This window comes from Streptomyces sp. NPDC048664 (assembly GCF_040650555.1).
Lineage (GTDB): Bacteria > Actinomycetota > Actinomycetes > Streptomycetales > Streptomycetaceae > Streptomyces.
On sequence record NZ_JBEZHK010000040.1, the window covers coordinates 41,505 to 60,556 of the forward strand.

The window sequence follows — 19,052 nt, forward strand, 5'->3', positions numbered from 1 at the left end:
ACCTGTCTGTGGTGTGCTTCGGGGCGTCAGGAGCCGAGCCGGATCTGCGGCCGTTCGCGCGCAGCCCGACCGTCGGCTTCCACCGGCCGCATCTCCACCTGGGCGTAGCCCTGGTGGCGCAGCACCGACATCGCTCGGTCCGGGCCCTCGACCCTCATGGATAGCGATCCGTTGGAGCAGGTGAAGCGGACACGGAGGGCGCTGGTGCGGGTCGAGGAGACGAGCCAGCGCGACACGCTCTTGTGCGCGCGGGCCATCTGGTGCCCGAAGCGGATGACCTCTTCAGGCTTCGGGTCGAAGCCCGTGGTCGGCAGCACCTCCAGAGCCGTTCGCTTGGCCATCGGGCCGCGGGACAGGGCCCAGCGGACTGCGGCAGCGCCGCCGCCGGCAGCAAGGGCGAGCAGCGCGACCCACCAGGCGTTGGCCATCACCGAGTCCGCCAGCCGCTCGGCGTGACCCGGAAGATCCCCGATGAAGCCGATCGCGCCGTCGACGAGGTCGTTCGTGGTCACCGCCCACCGCCCGAGGACGAGGCGCGCGGCGGCGCCGCGGCGGCCGGAGCGGGCACGGGGGGAGTCGGGAGCACGGCGGCACCTCCAAAGAGCAAACGGGCCTTTCACCTGCTACAGGTGTCGGGATCCGGCTCGGTGTGACACTCCGCTCCGAATTTCTTCGCGGTGTTGCCTCGGTCGGCGTCACGACCCCTTGCAGGGGCACGTGACGCCGACCGAAGGTCAGATGTCGACGCCGTGACCGCGGAGGTAGGCCAGCGGGTCGATGTCCGATCCGTACTCCGGTCCGGTGCGGATCTCGAAGTGGAGGTGCGGACCGCTGACGTTGCCCGTGGCCCCGGAGTATCCGATCCGGTCGCCGCCCTTCACCTTCTGGCCCACGGAGACGTTCAGCGAGGACTGGTGCGCGTACTGCGAGTACTTGCCGTCCCCGTGCTTGATCACCACCTGGTAGCCGTACGCGCTGTTCCAGCCGGCCGTCACCACGGTGCCCGGGCCCACCGCGCGGATCGCGGTCCCTGTGGGCACCGGGAAGTCGACCCCGGTGTGGTAGCCGCTCGACCACATCGACCCCGAGACCCGGTAGCCGGTGCCGATGTGCTTGTCGGCGACCGGCGCGACCCACGAGCCCGACGTGCTGCCCGAGCCGGGCTCGGTGTAGTTGGGCCGCTTCATGATCAAGATCCGGTCTTTCCAGAACGAGAGGGGCTTGATCCGGACGCGGGCACCGGTATGCGGCGCGTCGATCACTTCCCCGCCGCCGATGAACATGGCGACGTGCTCCGGGCTGGAGGCGCTGCCGCCCGAGAAGAGCAGGTCGCCGGGACGCAGGTCCTTCTGCGCGTTCACCTTGGTTCCGATGTCGACCTGGTCGTACGTCACCCTGGGGAGGTTCACGCCGACCTTGCTCCAGGCGTACTTGACCAGGCTGGAGCAGTCGCACCCGTTGGAGCCCTGGAACGGGGGCTTGCAGTTCCCGCCCAGGACGTAGGGGGTGTTGTAGGCCTCCTTGGCGCCCGCCACGACCTTGGCCAGACCACCGGACGTCTTGCCGTCCATCGGTGCGGACCACCGCTCAGCCCGGTCCCGGATCTCGCGGACGTACTTGCGCGTCTCCTCGTACGGCGGGATCCCGCCGTACTTCTTCACGTTGTTCCCGCCGGCGTTGTAGGCGGCGAGCATGTTGTCGACGACGTCACCGGGCACGCTGCGGATCTCATCAGCGAGCTTGCAGTCGTAGGCCACCATCGACGGAACCGCGTCCTCGGGGTCCAGCGGGTCCGCACCACCCTTGTTGTTGGCGTCGATGCCTTCGGTCGCCCAGGTGGAGGGGATGAACTGCGCGATGCCCAACGCGCCGGCTCCGCCGTCGGGCGGGTTCTTGCGAAAGTTGGACTCCTGGTAGAGCTGGGCGGCGATCAGCGAGGGAGTGACCTCCGCACAGCCGTACCTCGACACGGCATCGAGGATGATGGGGCGCAGCCAGTCGGGTATCTCTTTGGTGTCCGACAGGCCGCCGCCGAATCCCGCGTTCTCCAGTGCGTCGCTCGTGTTGTCCTCACCGATCGCCGACGACAGGGCCAGTACGGCGCTGATGATCAGGCCGAGTCCGAGCAGGGAGGAGACAAGGCACGCGATCAGCACCCGTCGCAGGACCTTGGACTCGCCCTGCTCAGACATTGGGCAGCCCCACGACACGCCAGCTGCCGTCGGCGCCGCGGCGCAGCTTGAGGGCCACCTGCTCTTCCGACTCGGTGGCGGGCCCCTTGGCCGGCGACTCCTTCAGCTTGTAGATCACGCGCACGAAGCTGGAGTCCTCGCTGGGGGCAGGCGCTCCATCCGGCAGCGACACCCGCAGAACCGTCACGGTCACCTGGATCTGGCGGTCCTTCCAGCTCAGCCACTGCTGCGTGCCGGCACTGCCGCTGGTGTGGGTGCGCAGGTCCTCGGCGAGGTCCCCGGCGGCGTAGGCGGCGGCGCGCCTGGATGCGTCGTCGAACGAAGAGTCCCGGCCCGGCCGGGCGTCGTGGCTGGCCCAGGCGGTCGTGAAGGCCCGGGCCACCTCGTCGACCGGCGCTGGAACCGGCGCCGGGTCCGGGTCCGGGTCCGGGGACGGTACGTCATGAGATCCGGACGGTTCGGCATTGGGCGAGGTCTCGGCTGGGGGTGTGTCGTCCTTGCCGTTCCCGACCGCTGCGCTGGATGGCGCGGTCGTACGCGGAGCCGATCCGGAGTCGGCGGGACTCTCGCCTCCACCGAGCCCGAGGAGCAGGGCGACACCAACAGCTGCCAGGACAGCCGCAGCCACGAACAGCGCGATCGTCCCGCGCTGAGCACGTACACGCGCGGCATCGGTTTTTGGCATGGAGGTCCCCCGTGAGGTGGTTCTGGTGCGGTGATCTGGGCGGCCGGGACCTTGGAGGTCCCGGCCGCGCCCCGGCTACGGCCGGGGCCTGGGCGGCCCGGGCGGCCGGGTGGCTCGCCGGATGGCCCGAGGCGGACCAGACGGCTTGGCCGGCGGTGTCGGTGGTGCAGGGGTGGGCGGGGTCGGCATCTTCGGCACCGCAGTCGGCCCGGCGGCCGGGGGCTTCACCGAACCTGGCGTCTTCGTGCCGGCTGTCGTGGTCGCGGGCTTGCCGGGTGTCTTGGCTCCAGCCGCCGTCGGCGTGCCCCCAGGAGTCTTCGGCGCGATGGCGCCGGCTCGCGGGCCGGGAGGAGTCGCGGCCCTGGGGTTCGACTGGATCTGTGCCAGGCCGAGGTTGACCTGCGCCTTCGTGCCCTGCTTCGCGACGAACTTGCCGGCCGTGGCGACGTTGCGCTTGTACTCGGCGCCGAAGTCCTTCGCCTCCTGGACCTTCTTGTCGATGGTGCGTTCCTTGACGGCCTTGAGCTGGTCGCGCACCTGCCCGGCCCGGGCGGTGGCCGCAGCGGCGCCCCGCTTGGTCGCGGCGACGCCACGGGGAATGCCCACCGGCGCGCCGACGGTGGCCATGAAGGCGAACTTCGTTGCCTTCGCGCCGTACTTGGCGGTGGCGGCGGCCGCTTTGCCAGTGGCCATGGTGGCCCTGCCGCCCCGGGTCTGGGACATCTTGTTCGCGGCGGCCGTGGCCAACCGCTTCTTCAGGGTCTGCTTGGCCGCCTGCTGTGCCGCAACCTTTGCGGCCGCGCTCGCGCCGCCGGTGCCCACGGCTGCGGCGGCGTTGGTGGCGAGCCGGGCAGCGGTCCGCAGGCGGCTGGCCTTGCGGTTGGCCTGCGGCGAGCCGACCCAGGCGTTCTTGGCGGCCTTCAGGCCCTGGCCGACGGGCCTGCTCACGCGCCGGGCCTCGCCGCGGGCCTCGCCCCACATCTGCTTCAGGCCGGGGGCCGTCTCGGCATAGCGGCCGGGGCTGTTGAACACCGAGCGGCGGGATCCGCCGACGCGGGCGTTGACGAGCTTGCGGTTGAGGTTGACCGCGATGCTCTGCGCGGTCTGCTTGATGCGCTTGTGGCCGGCCAGACCGGCGACGGCGGTGACGTCGATGACGATGAACTTGACGGCCAGGACGTCGCCGGTGTCCGCGTCGATGAGGGCCAGGACGATCAGGATGAAGATCGCCAGGAAGAGGATGGAGATGATGACGCCGAGGACTGCCTTGGTGATCGCGGAGAACCAGCGCCACAGGGTGGCGCGGCCGCCGCCGGGCAGGATGCCGGCGGTGAGGGCCCAGTGGCCGCGGATCGCCTCGAAGGCCAGCCAGCCCTGCGCGGTGAGGAACGTGCCGGTGACCAGGATCATGAGGATGGCCACGATGACGGCGGCGATCGCGACGAACAGAGCGGAGAAGGCGAGGTCGGCGGAGGCCCGCTTGGCCTTGGGCTTCACGTCCCCGCACGCGGCCTCGAACTTCTTCGAGTTCTCGGTGAGCTGCCCGATGAAGTTCGTGTCGTAGATCGAGTCCATCATCGCGGCGTCCCAGTAGTTCATCCCGAGCTGGTCGAGGTTGAACTCGGCGAGCTTGAACTCGCGGAACGCCTTGTCGCACTGTCCGTCGAAGGTCTGCCCGTACACCATGAGCTGGTTGGGCTTGACGATGAACGCCTCCACGAGGGCGTCAGTGATCGGCTTCGCCACGTTGTTGGGGTCGGCGCTGCCCTTGGCGCTCGCTGGGTCGTCGGCCAGCACGATGGAGGCGACCTCCAGAGTGAAGTCCTTCGACTTCCCCACCAGGCCCCCCTCCGAGAGCAGCATGGTGGAGCCCTGCGGCTGAGCCTGGTCGTGCTGGCCGAGCAGCACCTGGGCCGGCGAGACGAGCACTGTGGTGGTCAGTGCGGCGACGACGAGGGAGACTCCGATCTCGGCGAAGCCTCGTGAGCGCTCCTTGAAGAGGATCAGCCAGCCGCAGTAGAAGCCGGCGAACGTCAGGAACAGGCCGGGAAGCCCCAACCTGTCGATGACCTGGTTCTTGATGGTGCTGGAGATGTCCTCGACGGGGCCGACCATGACCTTGGCCAGTCCGAAGTTCAGGGCCCACTTGATCAGCCAGCAGGTGAAGCCGATGACCCACTTCGAGACGCCGAAGAGCAGCTGGGCGACGATGTTCCAGATCTTGAGGTCGATGTCCTTCCAGCCACCGGTATCCGTTTTGACGGTGTAGGAGCTGATCGGGACGCCGTCCTTGTCGGTGACGTTGAACGGCTGGAGGAGGCCGTCGCTGCCGTCCTTCGGCTTCTGGTTCAGGTTCTTGCCGGCCGGGCCGGCAGCCGGCGCGGAGGTGCTGGGCGAAGGCGACGGGTCTGCCGTGGCCGCCGGGGCCAGCACCACGGTAAACAGGGCTATCAGGACGGCGATCAGCCCGAGGCGTCGCTTGATCCCCCTTCGCTGTATGCGGCTCATGCGAGGGCTCCGTCCGCCTCGGCGAACTCCACGGCCTCGTCGTCCTCTTCGGCACCCTGCCCCGGCGTCGTGGTGATCGCGGCGGCGGCGTTCTCGTCGGCCGGGATCAGCACCTTGATCCCCGCGATTCGCTTACGGAGGTCGCGGTAGAGGCCCTCGCCGGCCCGCAGGGCGCGCTCGGTCTCGCTGACGTTGAGCGGGGAGAGGTTCTCGGTGATGACCTTGAGCATCTCCTCGTCGGTCGGGTCGAGATCGAGGAACTCAAGGCACCTGGCGGCCAGCGCCTTGCCGCGGTGACGGAAGACGAAGATGTGGGACAGCAGCGCCCGGATCTTGTCGCCGATCTCCGACTTCGGGCCGATGTCGTAGGGGTCGTGCGAACCTGCGAAGGCGCCGGCGTTGTGCTTGCGGCCGTCGGCGATGAGCTCGAGCAGCAGGTTGGAGCCTTCCGCGGACGAGGTGAGCCACCAGCACTCGTCGAGGAAGACGCCGGCGAACTCGTTCGGGTCGGCGAACGCGATCTCCCGGCAGAGCGCCGTCATCAGGTACATCAGCCGCCAACCGAAGCGCTTTTCGACCTCCAGGCTCGGGAGGCGGTGCCCGGAGAGCTCCTCCTTGGTGGGCAGGCCCAGCCGGTCGACGGCGAAGACGATGCTGTCGGCGTCGGTGATCCGTACGACCGGCAGCGTGGGGTCGAAGATGACGCGGCCGAGGTCCTTCTTCGCCAGCGACCGCAGCTTGCGCACGAGTTCGGAGGCGGCGGCGCGGACCGCGTTGTCGTTCGGCTCCTCCGGGTCGGGCGTGCGGGCCCGGTCGGCGAGCGTGTCCATCAGCGCGGTCATGCTGGGCTTGGGCCCGAGCCGGGTGGCCTCGATCGCCTCGGCGAGGGTGATGCCCTCGATGCTCATCGAGCCGATGTCCAGGAGCGGGGTGAGGAAGGACTCGGTGTAGCGGGCGGCGCGCGGGCCGCGGAAGACGCGCAGGGGGTCGAGGGAGACGCCGGCGTTCTCGTCGACGTTGATGATCTGGGTCGTGCCGGGGCAGGCGTTCGCGAATCGCGACCACTCCTGCTGCGGGGTGCGGTCGATGACCAGGGCGCGGCCGCGGGAGTTCCTTTGGCCGGCGCGGTGGCCGGTGGTGAGGATCGAGTACATCGCGCACTTCATCGCGACGGACTTTCCGGAGCCGAGCTCGCCGACGAACGCGGCGGATGCCGAGGCGTTGACGCGGGGGCCGTGGGAGAAGTCGACGAGCACGGGGCGGACGCCGCCGCCGTTGAGCTGGAGGCCGAAGAGGCTGCCGGAGTCGTCGCCCAGGCCGGCGCCGCAGAACGGCATCGACATGGCGAAGTCCCTGGCCAGCAGGTACTGGGTGTAGTCGAGCATCGGCCCCGGGGTCTTGGTGCCGGGCAGCATGCCGTGGAAGAGCGCGACCTGGTCGCCGGTGGGCCTCACGAGCGTGTAGTCGTTGCCGCCGAAGTGGTTGGCCAGCGACGTCGCCTTCTCGTCGGCCTCTTCGGGGGTGGTTCCCCACACGCAGGTGGCGACGGTGGCGCGGATCTCGACCTCGGTGCTGGAGGCGGTGAGCCGGTCGCGGTACTCGTCCAGGGCGAAGGACGCCTTGTCGAGGGAGGCTGGCACCCCGGAGGTCTCCCCGTCGTATTCGCCGCGCTGGTGGGCGAGCTCGCGCTGCTGGCGCCGGCTCTTCGGCTCTGCCTTCGAGCCGGACTCGACGTGCAGCCGGACGGCCCAGTCCACGGGGAAGTTGAACTCGTCCAGCGCCGCCAGATACTCGCTGCCGGGGAAGCGGAAGGCTTCGGGCATCTCGCTGAGCACGCAGAACGCCTGGTAGGAGTCGCCGTGTTCGCTGGTGGCGCGCAGGTAGCGGCGCTTGAAGGGGTTGGTCGGGCCCTTGGAGGCCCGGGTACCGCGGCCGCCCTCGTCCAGGATCACCTGGGTGTGGGCGGTCACCGTGTGCCCGCGGCCGCGCAGGGCGCGCGGTGCGCCGTCCTCGGGAAGGAGCGGCTCGCTCAGGCCTCGGCGGGCGCTGTGCCCGTAGATCCAGAGGATCTCCGCCTCGGTGGCCGGCCGCATCTTGATGCCGGAGGGCCAGCCGGCCGCCAGGCGGTTGGCCTGCTCCAGGCGCTGGCGCTCCTCGGCGAGGGAGATCGGGGCGACCGGCAGGCCGAGTGCGCCCATGACCTCGACCTGGAGGGAGGACAGGACCGCCCGGCTGCTCTGCTTGAAGTCGAGGTGGGGCAGGGGGACGGCGAGGAAGTCGACGCGGCCGGTGAGTTCGAGGTCCTGGAGCTGGTCGAGGACCTTCAGTGCCAGGTCGACGTACTCGGGGGAGGCGTCGAGGTCGACGCCGGCGGTCATGCGGGTGACGACCGACGCGGCGTCGACGCTCGGGCACAGGCTGAGCAGGAGGGCCTCGCCCCGAAGGGACTTGAAGAGGGCCTCCAGGGAGTCCAGCCGCTCACGCTTCGTGGACTTGCTGGCGTGGGTGTAGTTCTCGGTGTCGACGCGCCACACCGCCCACACGGTGGCGGCGGTGGTCCAGATGAGGTGGCCGCTGATGTGCCGGACGGGGAGACGCATGGGTTCTTCCTTCTGTGCTGGTGGTGATGACGACGCGGTTCGTCACTGCTCGTCGAGGGAGGCCAACAGGGCCTGCAGCCCGGTCTTGGGTTCCGCCCGGGCCGCCACGGCCGCGGCTGGCACCGGTACCGGGCGGGCTGTGCGCCTGGCCACGGGAGCGGGCACCGGGACGGGCTGGGCGGCGGCCGCCGGGGCGGGCCGCTCGGCGGACCGGACGCGCACCGTGCAGGTGGCGGTCGCCAGTCGCGGTCGAGCGACCCGCTGCGGCTTGCCGGCTAGACGTCCCTGGGCCGGAGTGGAGGAGTAGATGAGCAGGCTGCGCACGGCGCGTGCCGGGTCCCGGCCGTCGAGCCGCGCGTACCGCAGCACCCAGGCCAGGCCCCAGGGGATCAGTGCCATGAGGATGAAGTTCATGGCGCCGAAGTGGGCCCACAGGTCCCGGGTCATGACGAGGAGCCCGAAGCTGATCACCATGGTCATGACCTGGGTGATCGTGTAGGGCCCTCCCGGGAGCCGGCCGGCTCCCGGGAGCTTGCCGATGACCAAGGGGTGCTTACGGGCTCGCGTGTACGAGTGCCCGATCAGCTCCTCCTCCGAGGCGCTCACGAGACCCGCCAGCCCTCACCCGCCAGAGCGGGGGCGTCGCCGGTCACGTGGACGACGGACACCGACGCTGCGGTGTCGTCGATCTCGGAGCCGACCTTGGTCTTGAGGACGTTGAGGTTGCTGATGCCCCAGAGCACGAGGGCGGCCAGGACGAAGGCGACGAGGGTGCCGACGAAGGACCGGGTCTTCCACCAGGCCATCAGCACGGCGATGATCGCCATGAGGGCGGCCACGGCGAGGACCAGCGTGCGGACCTGCCCCGTCTTGGTGTTGGCCCAGTCGAGGACGTCGCCGGCGAGGACGACGTGGTCGGGGTTGGCTGCTGCCAGAGTGCGCATGAACGATTCCTCTTTCTCAGGAGTTCGACGGCGACGGCGAGTCAGATGCCGTGGCTGCGTCGGGGCTTGGGGTGGTGGTGTGCGGCGCCGCCGAAGGCGGGCTGCTCGCGCGAATAGCCGGGGCGTCGTCGACGGACGCGACCTCCCAGCGGCCGGCGCGGGACTTGAGGGTGAGCGCGTAGTTCAGCGAGACCGGGCTGCCGGCCTGGTCCGTGGCATCGACCTGGACCAGCTGGTGCAGCACCGTGCCGTCGGCCGGCACCTTCTGCTGGCCCGAGCCGGACGAGTCGTCCTGGACGCCGGTCACCTTCACCGCGGCGTACGGCGCAGGGCTGATCGGCTGGAGCCGCGTACCGGGCGAGGTGTAGCGGTCGAGCTCGGTCGTACCGGTCAGGTAGGCGGCCAGGAATCCGCGGGCGGTCTCGACCGACGGGTCTGCGCTGCTCGATCCGCGGTCGGTCTCGTACGCCAGGCCGCCCGGCTTGAGTGCGGCCGGTGCGGCCACCTGCGCCGGCAGCGACGTCGCTGCGTAGCCGGCGGTGGCGCCCTGCTCGGCGCCGCCGGCGCCTGCCGGGCCGGTGGCCTGGATGCCGACACGGAAGTACTGGACCCCCAGCCGCGTGGACTTGCCCTTGTCGTCGTGGGCGGTGACGTCGGCGGCGACGGTGACGGACCAGTAGCCGGGCTGGACCTCGCGGGACGCGATCACGGTGGACTGCGTGGCCGTGCGGGTCCCGGGCTTGACCGCGAGCGCGACGGAGCCGGAGTAGTACGGCGCCAGCTCCCGCTCGGTGCCCTGGCCGGCCTGCAGATAGGCGGAGACGAACAGTTCGGCGAAGCCGGCCGGCCCGACCGGCGACGCCGGCGTCGCCGCGGCGACCGGCTTGGCCGCGCCCTGGGCGGGAGCGGACGAGGAGAGGAACGCGAGCGCGCCGAGGACCGGGCCGGAGACCACGAGCGCCCAAACACCGGCACGGACCAGCCGGGAGAGGCCGGCCATCTGGGCCGTGCTCGTCGTCCACCCGGTCTCATCCGGCTCGTCCGCCGGCGTCTCCTGGGGCTCGTCGACCTCCTCGTCCCAGGCCTCCGCCTCGACGAGCTGCTTCTTGGCCGCCTTGCGCGGCCGGCGCTGCCGCTTCACGACGCCGTCCGCAGGGCCTGGACGGTCAGGACCGTCGAGATGCGCTCCTTGAGCTGGTCCGGCGTGCGCTGCAGCAGCACGTCCCACGACGCCAGAGAGGCCTCCGACTCCTTGTCGAGGAAGGCGCGCATCTGCTCGTGCAGGTCACGGTCCATCGGCCGGCTCACCAGCGCGGCAGCGATCTTGGTCAGCTCGCGCGAAGCACGGGCCACACGGGCCTCGTCGGCGTCGAGTAGCTGTCGGCCGGTGCCGGCCGGGGACATCCTGGTCACGTCGGTTCTCCCGGAGTCGAGAAGGGGCGGGGACGGGGGTGTTCAGGTGGGGCGGGACCGATCTGGCGGCCCTCTCGCCTGCTACAGGTGTCGAGAAAGCGCGCGGTGTGACAGTCGGGCCGAGTTTTTTCGAGGGACTTCTGCGGCGCCCGATCCGAGGGGCGCCGCCGGCCTCAGGCCGCGGCGCGGTACTGCGCGAGGTCCGACTTCGCGCGCAGCGTGCGCACGGCGCGGCTGGCGTGCTGCCGCAGCAGGTCTCCCTCGTGGCCCATGGACCGGGTGGTCATGTGGCGCTGGTCGGGGCGCTGCGAGGTGGACAGGTAGTACCGGGCGATGCGCTGGGCTTCGAGCTCCTTCAACGCTCCGACCTCCACCGCCCACAGCAGCAGGTCGAGGACCTCCGTCCGCGTCTCGTGACGCGACAGGGCCGGCTCGTCGACGTCGACGAGCTCCATCTGCGCGGCCCGCACCAACAGGTCGGCGAGCTCAACCGTGTGGTGCGGGGTGTCGGGGTCCTCGCTGGCGACGACGTGCGCGTATCGGGTGTGGGACTCGGCTTCGGCCAAGGGCGCGACGCCGGCGGCGAACTCCTGGACGTCCTCCACGTCGTCGAGGCAGGCGGCCAGGGTGCGGCGGGTCAGCTGCAGGGTGTCGAGCGCGAGGTTGTTGAAGATCCGCCGCGGCCGCCGGTCGAGCGGGTAGGTGCGGACGACCTCGAAGGCGGCGCCGAGCACCGTCGCGCAGACGTCGTCCCACGGAAGGCCGTAGGACCTCCGCTGCGTCTTCGCCATCAAGACCGCCTTGGGCAGCAGGACCCGCACCGCCACCCGCCACGCGAGGTGGGCGTCGAAGCCGGTACCGCCGGCCCGCTCGACCAGCAGGTGCATCACCCGGTCGTGGCCGTCCAGGTCACCGCGGCGGTGGAACGCGGAGATCTTGTCGACCACGTCCTGGGGACCGGCCGCTCCGGCGAGGTCCGGGTGTTCCCCGGCCCATGCGGCGACGCGGTCCGCCGCTCGGAGGTCGCGGCAGAGCGCAGCCCAGTCGCGGTTCATCACGGTGAGCGTGTCGTAGCGGGGCGTGGACTCGGAGAAGTTGAGTGCCGGGGTGTGCTGGGTGGTGGCCACGTCCGTGTCCGTCCTTTCGCGCCATCTGGTCTCGATGGCGCTCACACTCCCGACGGGCCCCTTGACCGCGGTCTGACCGCGATTGCGGCCTGACGAGGTCAAGGGGAAACCGGCCTTGCCCACCTGGTGGCCCAGCTGGGCAAGGGGGCCGTGGTCAAGGGGTGGGTGGAGTGGTCAAGGGGGATGGGTGTCCGCGCAGTGGGGTGGATGGGCGCGCCCCACGTCCACCGAGGGCGGGAGTGGAGACCACTCGCAGTGGATGGACTGCGGCGCACCGGCCGGCTCCATCCACTGGATTGGATGGAGCACACGGATGGATTGGATGGAGCACACCGAGTGGATGGACATGACCCGCCGCGGGGCGCTCGGGGCCACCCGCACTCCGGCCACCCGGTGGGCCACCGCCCCACCCATCCGTCCATCGCGATGGACGCCACCACGTACTCGGCCTGAACCTCCGGGCTGCCATCGCCTCCGCGCAGCGTCCTGTACGACTCCGGCGCGCGCTCGGGAGGAAGTCCCGTCCGGCCGCGCCGCCCATCCGCCGACCGGCCAGCGCCTCTCGGGTCGGCTGCCGCTGTTGTCGGTGCAGCGCCTCAGCCTCACCGGGCGATGCAGGGTGAGCAGCCGCTGGGTTTCCCCTTGACCCGGGCCGAGGTCAAGGGGAAACAGCAGGTGCCCCGGCCCATGGTCAAGGGGTGGAGGCGAGGCCGGTCAAGGGGGAGCGGCTTGTGCGGTGAACCTGGTCAAGGGGGTGGAGCGGAGAGAAGCGGACATCGCCCGAGGGTGTCCGGCGGCGGACACCCCAGGGTGTGTGACGCGCTCCGCTCCCACGACCGGTCGGTGCTTCGGGCCGACGGCGTCTCCCGCCTGTCGTCCACTCCTCATCGGTGGACTGAGAGTGGGTGCCACCGCTGTAGCGGCATTGCGGCATCGAGTGGAGTCCACCGCGTGGATGGGCCATGGCCGATCCATCGAGTGCTGCCCATCGAGTGGAGTGGGCCGATGGGCGCCACTCGGTGACGGAGGCCAAAGCTCCACTCCACTGAGTGGGCTCCACCGTGCACTGAGTGGCCCCGGGATGGAACCCACTCAGCGCGCGGCGCCAGCGATGGATGGTGGGCTCTGCGAGTGGGCCGGGTGGAGGAGGCCGTCACACTGACCCCGGCAGGCGTCCACTCATCGGGTGGACGCCACCCACGGCCCACTCCGCGTCGTCGTTTCGGAGTTGTCGATGCCTCAGCGCTGGGCGATAGCCAGTGAGGTTTCCCCTTGACCTGGACTACGTGTCAAGGAGGAACCCGGCTGCCGGGGAGGCCGGTCAAGGGGGCCTCGGAGCTAGGGCCGGTTCATGGGCGTCGACCATGCCTGCGCCCCGTTGTCCGGAACGGCTGCTGAAGCACCGGGGCGGTTGGTCGCCGATCCCTGCCCCATCGGCGCCCGCGGAGTGGAACGCGCTCCGGTGGATGGGACCGGCCCCACCCGGCACTGGCGAGCCTCGACGAGGTGGAGTGGGCGGCGGCTCACGATGCGGCCCACTCCATCCGGCGGGTCCGGCATCGGACACAGAGGCCGGTGGAACCGAGCGCCGGACGGGTGCATCCACTGCCGTCCCACCCCGCGCACAACTCGCGGTGTGCCGACGGGGACGGCCCGCTGGCACGTCCACCCTCGTGCTCCTCTCGGCACGGCTTGCACCGGGGGGCGGCCGAGTCTGCGGGGTTCAGCACCAGGACGGCGCAGCCGCACTCCGGGCACCGGCCCCGGGGAGCTGCGGGAGCGGACTGCGGGACGGGAACGCGAACGGGGGCGGGGTGGACGACGGCGAGAGTGGAGGCGCCGGGCTGCGCGGTGGCCTGGCGACGGTCGCGGACGATCTCCTCGCACACTGAGCACCGGCGGCCGCTGCTCCACAGGACGCCGGCCTCGCAGTCGAAGATGCCGCAACCCCAGTGGGGCAGTCCGACGCCGAGGATCCACCGGCCGGGGTCGCGGATCTCGTCGGTGAAGGTACGGCAGACCCGCGTCTCCAGGCGCTGCCGAAGCCGGGCGTCATCGATGCCGGAACGCAGCAGGCGGCCGACTTCCCGGGCGATGCGCCGCTGCATGTAGACGCTGGTCTGCCGGTAGAGCCGGTGCACCGGCTCGAGGACGGAGTGCACGCGTGCGCTGATGGTCAGCCCGGGCCCGCCGTAGGCGCCGGTGGGGTTGGTCAAGGGGGTGCCCGAGGGCTTGGTCAAGGGGTTGGTCAAGGGGGTCTGGTGGTCATCCGCGCGCAGCGCGAGCCCACCCTCGCCGTCGCTTTGCGGAGGTTGCGCACCGCGGTTTTCCACAGCTTCACCTACCTGTACCTCGCCTACGGCGGGTGAGAAGAGGCCGCGCTCGTCATCAGGTCGGTCAGTCCTAGGTTCTTCCATAGTCGCGAGTGATCCCGCATCAGCCGACGAACCCGATCCCTCACCAGGACCAGAGGTGGAGGAGGGCACGACAGCCGAGGAGGACGGTTGTCCACAGGCCGCGTCCTGGGCGGCGGCCGGGATGTCGTGAGCGATGAAGTGGTGGCGGCCGCGCACGCCCGCCCGCCGCTCCACGGTGATCCACCGCGTCGCCTCCAGCTCGTCGACGATCTCGCCGGCGGCCGCGGTGGTGAGCGGCTGGCCGGCCCGTCGGCCGCTGTGGTGGTGCAGCGCCCCTGCGATCTCCGACTCGGTGAGGGGGATCTTCTGGGCCTGGGCGTAGGCGATGAGTGCGTACGCGCGCAGCTGGCGCGGGGTGAGGTCCTCGGACGCGGCCACCGGGATCCACACGAACCGCTCCGTCGCGGACAGCGGCCGGGTACGGCGCACCGCCGAGGTGCCGTTCCCGCCGGGCAGGGAACGCCGGGTCGAGGACAGCTCGACGACGCCGTCGGGCCCAGGGCGCATCAGCTGCGTCATCCCGCGCTCGACGGAGGACTTCGACAGGCCGACGTACTCCGCGATGGTCATGGTCGCCGCCGTGCATCCCTCCGGACGCGATGCCAACGCGGTGACCTTCACGTAGACGGTCACCGCGACGTCGGCGTAGTGCGGGTTGGTGACGAGGCGCAGGGGCACCTTCACCCGCTGGCGGCGCTGCGGGCGCGCCTGATCGCCCGCCGGCGGCGGGCTGCTGGGAACTGCTGCTGTGCGGGGCACGCTTCTCCTGGCGCACCGGTGCCGCAGGGCGGCGACTCGGGTGCGCTGGGTCTCGACGGCGTCCGGCAAGGACGCGCGGTCTGGGGTCTGGCGAGGGGCACTCGGGCGGAAGCTGAAGGAACGGGTCCTTCAGCTGCTACGGGTGTCGAAAAAGCCGACGGTGTGACAGTCCGGCCGAGAAATTCCCTGGCGAGCCTGTGACCTGCGGGTCAAGGGGGTGTCCGGGGTGGCGGCAGGCCCCTTTGACCAGTCCCATGCCGGGGCCGTGAAGGCCCCTCGGGCATGAGTGGGAAGTGAGTTGGTCAAGGGGTGCCGGCTGCACGTGGTCAAGGGCCGGCCACCGGACCGCGCTGCGGCCGGTCCCGGCCGGAGCGCCGATTGCGAGAGTGGGTACACAGCGTGGTGCTGACGTCACGGACGGGCGAAAAACAGCCGCGATTGGTGTGCTTCGGTGGCGTCCGAGCTGACAAAGGGCATGGGTGTACTGCAAGATGGACCCCGTTCTCCCGGGTCGCCCCGGGAAACGACAAACCCCCTCGGGGGGATTGCTGCTGGAGGGCAGTGATTGCCGGACCATTCGGTCTGGCCCTCGCTCAAGCTGGGCCGCTAACCCAGGACTGAGCGGTGACGGCCGGCAGAGGAGCTGCTAACTCCGAAGCCGGCGGAGAGGGGCGAGGAGCAGCCTTTGCTAGAGGCGCCCGCCCGGAAGACCTACGACATCCTCAACTCCCCCTTCCAGGGGGCCTTCGCGTTTCTGGGCCCGGACACGCCGGGCAGCGCCCACGGCAGCTCCGCGCCCGGCGCGGTGGATCCGCTCGGGGCCTGTGCGGTGCTGGTCATGGGAGAACCGCCTTCTCGGTTCGCCGGGCTCGGCGCTGTGCGCCGGGGGCCCGAGGTGAGGCGTATTGGATCAAGCGGAAGTCACACTATCCCCTGACACCCGTCGTGCACACGCACTCGGCGCGTTGTTCACTCGACGTCGAAAAGTGCAGCCAAAAGGGGCAGTTGACTCGGAGAGGTGCTAACTGGCGCTTCCTGTGCGGATGGTCACGCGATCTGCCCGTACTACCGTCAAAAGGTATGAAGTTGGGCGCTCATCCGTAAATCCGACTCTTCGAATCTCGAACACCGTGGTGCCGACCTTGGACTTGAGGAGCGAGCACTCCTCGGTGGTGGCCGGCCTCGCGCCCCAGTTGCTGGCGTGGCTGTCCTCGCGCCGCAGCGGGCCAGCCGTGAACGGCGCGACGGTGGCGGCTTCGGCCGCGGTCACCGTGAGCGCGGCCGGGGTGAAGAGGGTCTGCAGTGCCCATGGAGTGCCGGCCTGCAGCAGCACCGCCTGCCGGACGGACAGTGCGGCGTCCGGCGCGACGGCCAGAGCCTCAACCGCTGCGGCATCGGTACCGGGATCCCCGCGCCTGATGTCGTTGTGGCCGCTGTCGCCGGAATCCGCCGGCCGGACCAGCCCGTCCTCGTGCAGTCGGACCTCCATGGCGGAGGCCGGCTGCAGTACCCGACTGCGGCGGCGCGGCGCCGTCTCGACCAGGCCCTCCTGCTCGAGGAGCCGTAGGGCCTGGGCCACGGTGTTCGGTGCGACGCCGAGCTTCTCACCCAACTCGCGCTGACCGGGGAGCTGCTCGCCCGGGGCCAGCTTGCCGCTCAGGATGTCGGCGCGCAGTGCGGCCGCGACCTGCTCGTGCGGGTGATGGGACGTCATGGGCATGGGCACATCTTGCCGCACCCGCCAGAGCTCACGGCTCATCCGCTGGACCTTCTTCCTTGACGTGATCGCCAACAGCATGCATCATCTGACGCATCTGCATTAAGGCAGTTAAGGCAGATGGCGCGTGGAAAAGCAAGCGACCCCCGGGGCTGGTCCCCCCGGAGGCCGCGAACGCGCCTCACCACCCACCAGAGCGTCACAGGAGATGAGAACGCGTGAACACCATGATGGCAGCCCACCCGCCGGCCTCCCGCCCCATCCCGGGCACGGCCGAGGCCAGCATCGCCCAGTTCGTCGCCGCGACCGATCCGCTCGACAGCCTCGTCGCCAGCGGCTTCCTCGACCGGCAGGACGGCCACTACGTCGCGCAGGAGCTGCGCACCCCGCAGCTGCGCCAGACGATGAAGTACTCGGTCTGCCTCACCGCCGACCCGGACATCGGCCACTTCTACCAGGAGGACGGAGAGCCGGACACCGACTGGCGCCGGCGCCGCGCCCAGACCGTACGCGACCACTGCTCTGTATGCCCGGTGCGCGCCGCGTGCGCCGAACTCGCCCTCCGCGAGGGCGACACCGTCGGCATCCGCGGCGGGCTGACCCCCGAGAAGCTCAAGCGCCGGCTCGTCATGGAGCGCGACCGGCTCGACCAGGCCCTTGCCGAGGACCAGCGCGCCGCCCAGAGGCAGCAGGCCCGCATCGCCGCGGCGCGCGAGGTGCAGCGACTCGCCGGCCAGTACCTCGGCACCTCCGGGAAGCCCGAGAAGCGCCTGGAGAACATCGAGAACGTCCGCAAGGCCGCACGTCACCGCGACGAGCTCGTCGCCGCCCACCGCCGCTCCGCCGGCTGGACGGCCGCCGCGTGAACCCCGCCGGTGACGCCCACGCCCTCAACCGCGCTCTGGTCAGCGCGCTCGCCCGCCGCGACGACGTCCTCTTACTCCCCGTCCTCGTACCGGCCGGCGCCGACGTACCGCCCGTCAACCCGCTCACCGCGCTGCTCCTGGTCCTGCTCCGCCAGGCCACCGCCGAGCGCGACGCCTACAGGGACTGGATCACCCAGGACCCGATCCCGCCCAGCGACGACCCGCTGCGCGCCCGGGCCGCCGAAGCGGCCAGCAACCTTGCCCGGAGGGACTCCCCGTGACACCCGACCTCGCCCCCCACGGCGCGGCTCTCGCCGAACTCCTCGGCAGCTGGCAGTTCGTCCTCGGGGCGCTCGTCCTCACCCTCGGCCCGGCGATCGCCCTGCGCCGACGCCGCATGGCCCTGGCCGCGCTCACCGACGTCGAGCGCGCTGCGGCAGCCGACCGGCGCGGGCGCCGGGTCGAGGACCTCCTCACCGTCGTCATCGCCGCAGCGGCGGCCGCCCTGTCGGCCACCGGTCTGCGCCGGGTCGGCCACCACCAGATGGGCCTGGACGCCCCGTTCGACCTCCTGCCCTTCGTCGCACTCGACGTCGCGGCGATGGTCTGCGGCCGCCGAGCCCGCCGCCGAGCCCGCGACGGCGACGGATCGGGTCTGTCCGGCGCTCTCTTCTGGATCCTCGCCGGCATCAGCTCGGTCTTCTCCGCGTCCGAAGCCGACTCCCTCCTCGGCGGCGCCGTCCGCGCGGTGTGGCCGGTCCTTGCGGCCGTGCTCTGGGAGATCGGCTCGCTCGAGGAGCGCCGCGCCGCCCGCACCAAGGGGGGACGCCCCGACCGCCGCATCGCGCTGGTGCGCCTGCTCCACCCCGTCGAGGCCTTCCGCGTCGCGCTGCTGCTCGCCGCCCGCCAGGACCTGGCCCAGGAGGAGGCCACCGCCGAGGTTCGCATCTCCCGGGCGGCCTACCGCTGGTACCGGCTGCGCCGTGCCCAGGACGCGGTCAAGCGGGCCGGCGGGATGGCCCGCTGGGCATACCGCCTCGTCGAGATGCATGCCGACGGCCGCGCCCAGGATGCCAGCGAACGAGCGGGATGCTCCGACCCCGCCATCCTGAAGCGCGTCGTCGCCCGGCTGCAGCTGCGCGTACGCCAGTCCGACATCGCCGGGATGAACCTGCGGAACCCCGTTGCGTTCGAGGGCATCCTCAACACCCTGATCGGCACCATCCCGGCCATCCCATCCCAGACGGCCGACCCCCATGCCGCCCCGTCATCCCACTCCGGCGACGAGGAAGACCAGCAGGTCAAGACCGGGATGGGCGAGGGAGACGAGCCCGGGGAGGACACCGGCGACGAGGACACCACCTCGCCGGACCCGGACGTCGACGCCGGGCAGGATGACGACGCGGCCGCCGGGCGGAAGACCGACGAGGAAGTCATGGCCGCCTTCGTCGAGACCGTCCCGCGCAAGGATGACGGCACGTTCGCCTGGGGCATCAACAAGATCTCCGCCGCCCTCGGCATCGGCAACCCGCGGACCAAGAAGTTCCTGGACACCCAGGCCGAATGGCTGCCCAAGGCGCTGGCCGCCCATCCCGACGCGCACGGCGCCGACAGCGAAGAGCCCGACCACTTCGACCAGGCCCTCGCCCTCGCCAACGAGCCGCCGCAGCCGGCCATCGGCCCTAAAGACCCCCAGCCCGCCCCGGCGCCGGCCGGCCAGCAGCCGCTCGAAAAGCTCCTTCGCCTCGACCCGACCGTGGGCGACCACTTCGAGGAGCACGACAGCGGCCTCCTCGTTCCCGCCGCCGGCAGCCGACCCTGACG

The 19,052-nt window shown here is 71.0% G+C and carries 16 protein-coding genes; 3 read left to right on the top strand and 13 right to left on the bottom strand.

Translation table 11 applies throughout. The annotated features are described in order from the left end of the window. Positions 1-26: 26 nt before the first annotated feature. From AB0C59_RS31330 to AB0C59_RS31390, 13 genes are all read right to left on the bottom strand, one after another. Positions 27-512 (bottom strand): hypothetical protein, encoded by a 486-nt coding sequence (locus AB0C59_RS31330; RefSeq protein ID WP_331724492.1) that lies wholly within the window; start codon positions 510-512, stop codon positions 27-29. A 222-nt stretch (positions 513-734) separates the two neighbouring features. Continuing rightward, on the bottom strand, positions 735-1,970 hold the full coding sequence (locus AB0C59_RS31335) for a peptidoglycan DD-metalloendopeptidase family protein (protein ID WP_363010639.1): 1,236 nt from the start codon (positions 1,968-1,970) through the stop codon (positions 735-737). Positions 1,971-2,184: 214 nt separating this feature from the next. Next, positions 2,185-2,820 (bottom strand): hypothetical protein, encoded by a 636-nt coding sequence (locus tag AB0C59_RS31340; RefSeq protein WP_363010599.1) that lies wholly within the window; start codon positions 2,818-2,820, stop codon positions 2,185-2,187. A gap of 132 nt (positions 2,821-2,952) precedes the next feature. Further along, positions 2,953-5,385 carry a hypothetical protein gene (locus AB0C59_RS31345; protein ID WP_363010601.1) on the bottom strand — a complete coding sequence of 811 codons (2,433 nt, stop codon included), beginning with the start codon at positions 5,383-5,385 and terminating at the stop codon, positions 2,953-2,955. Then, positions 5,382-7,985: an ATP-binding protein gene (locus AB0C59_RS31350; RefSeq protein WP_363010603.1), complete on the bottom strand. Its 2,604-nt coding sequence runs from the start codon at positions 7,983-7,985 to the stop codon at positions 5,382-5,384. The genes AB0C59_RS31345 and AB0C59_RS31350 overlap by 4 nt, the downstream gene beginning before the upstream one ends. Before the next feature lie 42 nt (positions 7,986-8,027). Then, a complete protein-coding gene (locus tag AB0C59_RS31355; RefSeq protein ID WP_024126635.1) occupies positions 8,028-8,591 on the bottom strand; it encodes a hypothetical protein in 564 nt (187 codons plus the stop codon). Continuing rightward, on the bottom strand, positions 8,588-8,929 hold the full coding sequence (locus tag AB0C59_RS31360) for a hypothetical protein (RefSeq protein ID WP_024126634.1): 342 nt from the start codon (positions 8,927-8,929) through the stop codon (positions 8,588-8,590). The genes AB0C59_RS31355 and AB0C59_RS31360 overlap by 4 nt, the downstream gene beginning before the upstream one ends. Before the next feature lie 16 nt (positions 8,930-8,945). Continuing rightward, a complete protein-coding gene (locus AB0C59_RS31365) occupies positions 8,946-10,070 on the bottom strand; it encodes a conjugal transfer protein (protein WP_363010606.1) in 1,125 nt (374 codons plus the stop codon). Next, positions 10,067-10,333: a hypothetical protein gene (locus AB0C59_RS31370; RefSeq protein WP_031048149.1), complete on the bottom strand. Its 267-nt coding sequence runs from the start codon at positions 10,331-10,333 to the stop codon at positions 10,067-10,069. The genes AB0C59_RS31365 and AB0C59_RS31370 overlap by 4 nt, the downstream gene beginning before the upstream one ends. A gap of 182 nt (positions 10,334-10,515) precedes the next feature. Continuing rightward, positions 10,516-11,469, bottom strand: coding sequence for a hypothetical protein (locus tag AB0C59_RS31375; protein WP_363010608.1), 954 nt, complete (start codon positions 11,467-11,469; stop codon positions 10,516-10,518). 1,523 nt (positions 11,470-12,992) lie between these two features. Beyond that, the gene (locus AB0C59_RS31380) at positions 12,993-14,645 is read right to left on the bottom strand and encodes a hypothetical protein (protein WP_363010610.1); all 1,653 of its coding nucleotides are present in this window, start codon (positions 14,643-14,645) and stop codon (positions 12,993-12,995) included. A 711-nt stretch (positions 14,646-15,356) separates the two neighbouring features. Beyond that, complete coding sequence (locus AB0C59_RS31385) at positions 15,357-15,485, bottom strand: hypothetical protein (protein WP_363010612.1); 129 nt, start codon at positions 15,483-15,485, stop codon at positions 15,357-15,359. 181 nt (positions 15,486-15,666) lie between these two features. After that, a complete protein-coding gene (locus AB0C59_RS31390; protein WP_363010614.1) occupies positions 15,667-16,443 on the bottom strand; it encodes a GntR family transcriptional regulator in 777 nt (258 codons plus the stop codon). 146 nt (positions 16,444-16,589) lie between these two features. Here AB0C59_RS31390 and AB0C59_RS31395 point away from each other — a divergent pair, with 146 nt between their 5' ends. The 3 genes from AB0C59_RS31395 to AB0C59_RS31405 are packed head-to-tail and all read left to right on the top strand — an operon-like array spanning position 16,590 to position 19,050. Further along, positions 16,590-17,228: a WhiB family transcriptional regulator gene (locus AB0C59_RS31395; RefSeq protein WP_363010642.1), complete on the top strand. Its 639-nt coding sequence runs from the start codon at positions 16,590-16,592 to the stop codon at positions 17,226-17,228. Next, positions 17,225-17,509, top strand: a complete 285-nt coding sequence (locus AB0C59_RS31400; protein ID WP_363010616.1) for a hypothetical protein — start codon at positions 17,225-17,227, stop codon at positions 17,507-17,509. Before AB0C59_RS31395 ends, AB0C59_RS31400 begins: the two co-directional genes overlap by 4 nt. Further along, positions 17,506-19,050 (top strand): DUF2637 domain-containing protein, encoded by a 1,545-nt coding sequence (locus AB0C59_RS31405; protein ID WP_363010618.1) that lies wholly within the window; start codon positions 17,506-17,508, stop codon positions 19,048-19,050. Before AB0C59_RS31400 ends, AB0C59_RS31405 begins: the two co-directional genes overlap by 4 nt. Positions 19,051-19,052 lie beyond the last annotated feature (2 nt).

Coding starts and splice junctions, on each gene's coding strand:
- AB0C59_RS31345 (WP_363010601.1), bottom strand. CDS start 5,385: ATGAGCCGCATACAGCGAAGGGGGATCAAGCGACGCCTCGGGCTGATC.
- AB0C59_RS31350 (WP_363010603.1), bottom strand. CDS start 7,985: ATGCGTCTCCCCGTCCGGCACATCAGCGGCCACCTCATCTGGACCACC.
- AB0C59_RS31360 (WP_024126634.1), bottom strand. CDS start 8,929: ATGCGCACTCTGGCAGCAGCCAACCCCGACCACGTCGTCCTCGCCGGC.
- AB0C59_RS31370 (WP_031048149.1), bottom strand. CDS start 10,333: ATGTCCCCGGCCGGCACCGGCCGACAGCTACTCGACGCCGACGAGGCC.
- AB0C59_RS31385 (WP_363010612.1), bottom strand. CDS start 15,485: ATGACCAGCACCGCACAGGCCCCGAGCGGATCCACCGCGCCGGGCGCG.
- AB0C59_RS31390 (WP_363010614.1), bottom strand. CDS start 16,443: ATGCTGTTGGCGATCACGTCAAGGAAGAAGGTCCAGCGGATGAGCCGT.
- AB0C59_RS31395 (WP_363010642.1), top strand. CDS start 16,590: ATGATGGCAGCCCACCCGCCGGCCTCCCGCCCCATCCCGGGCACGGCC.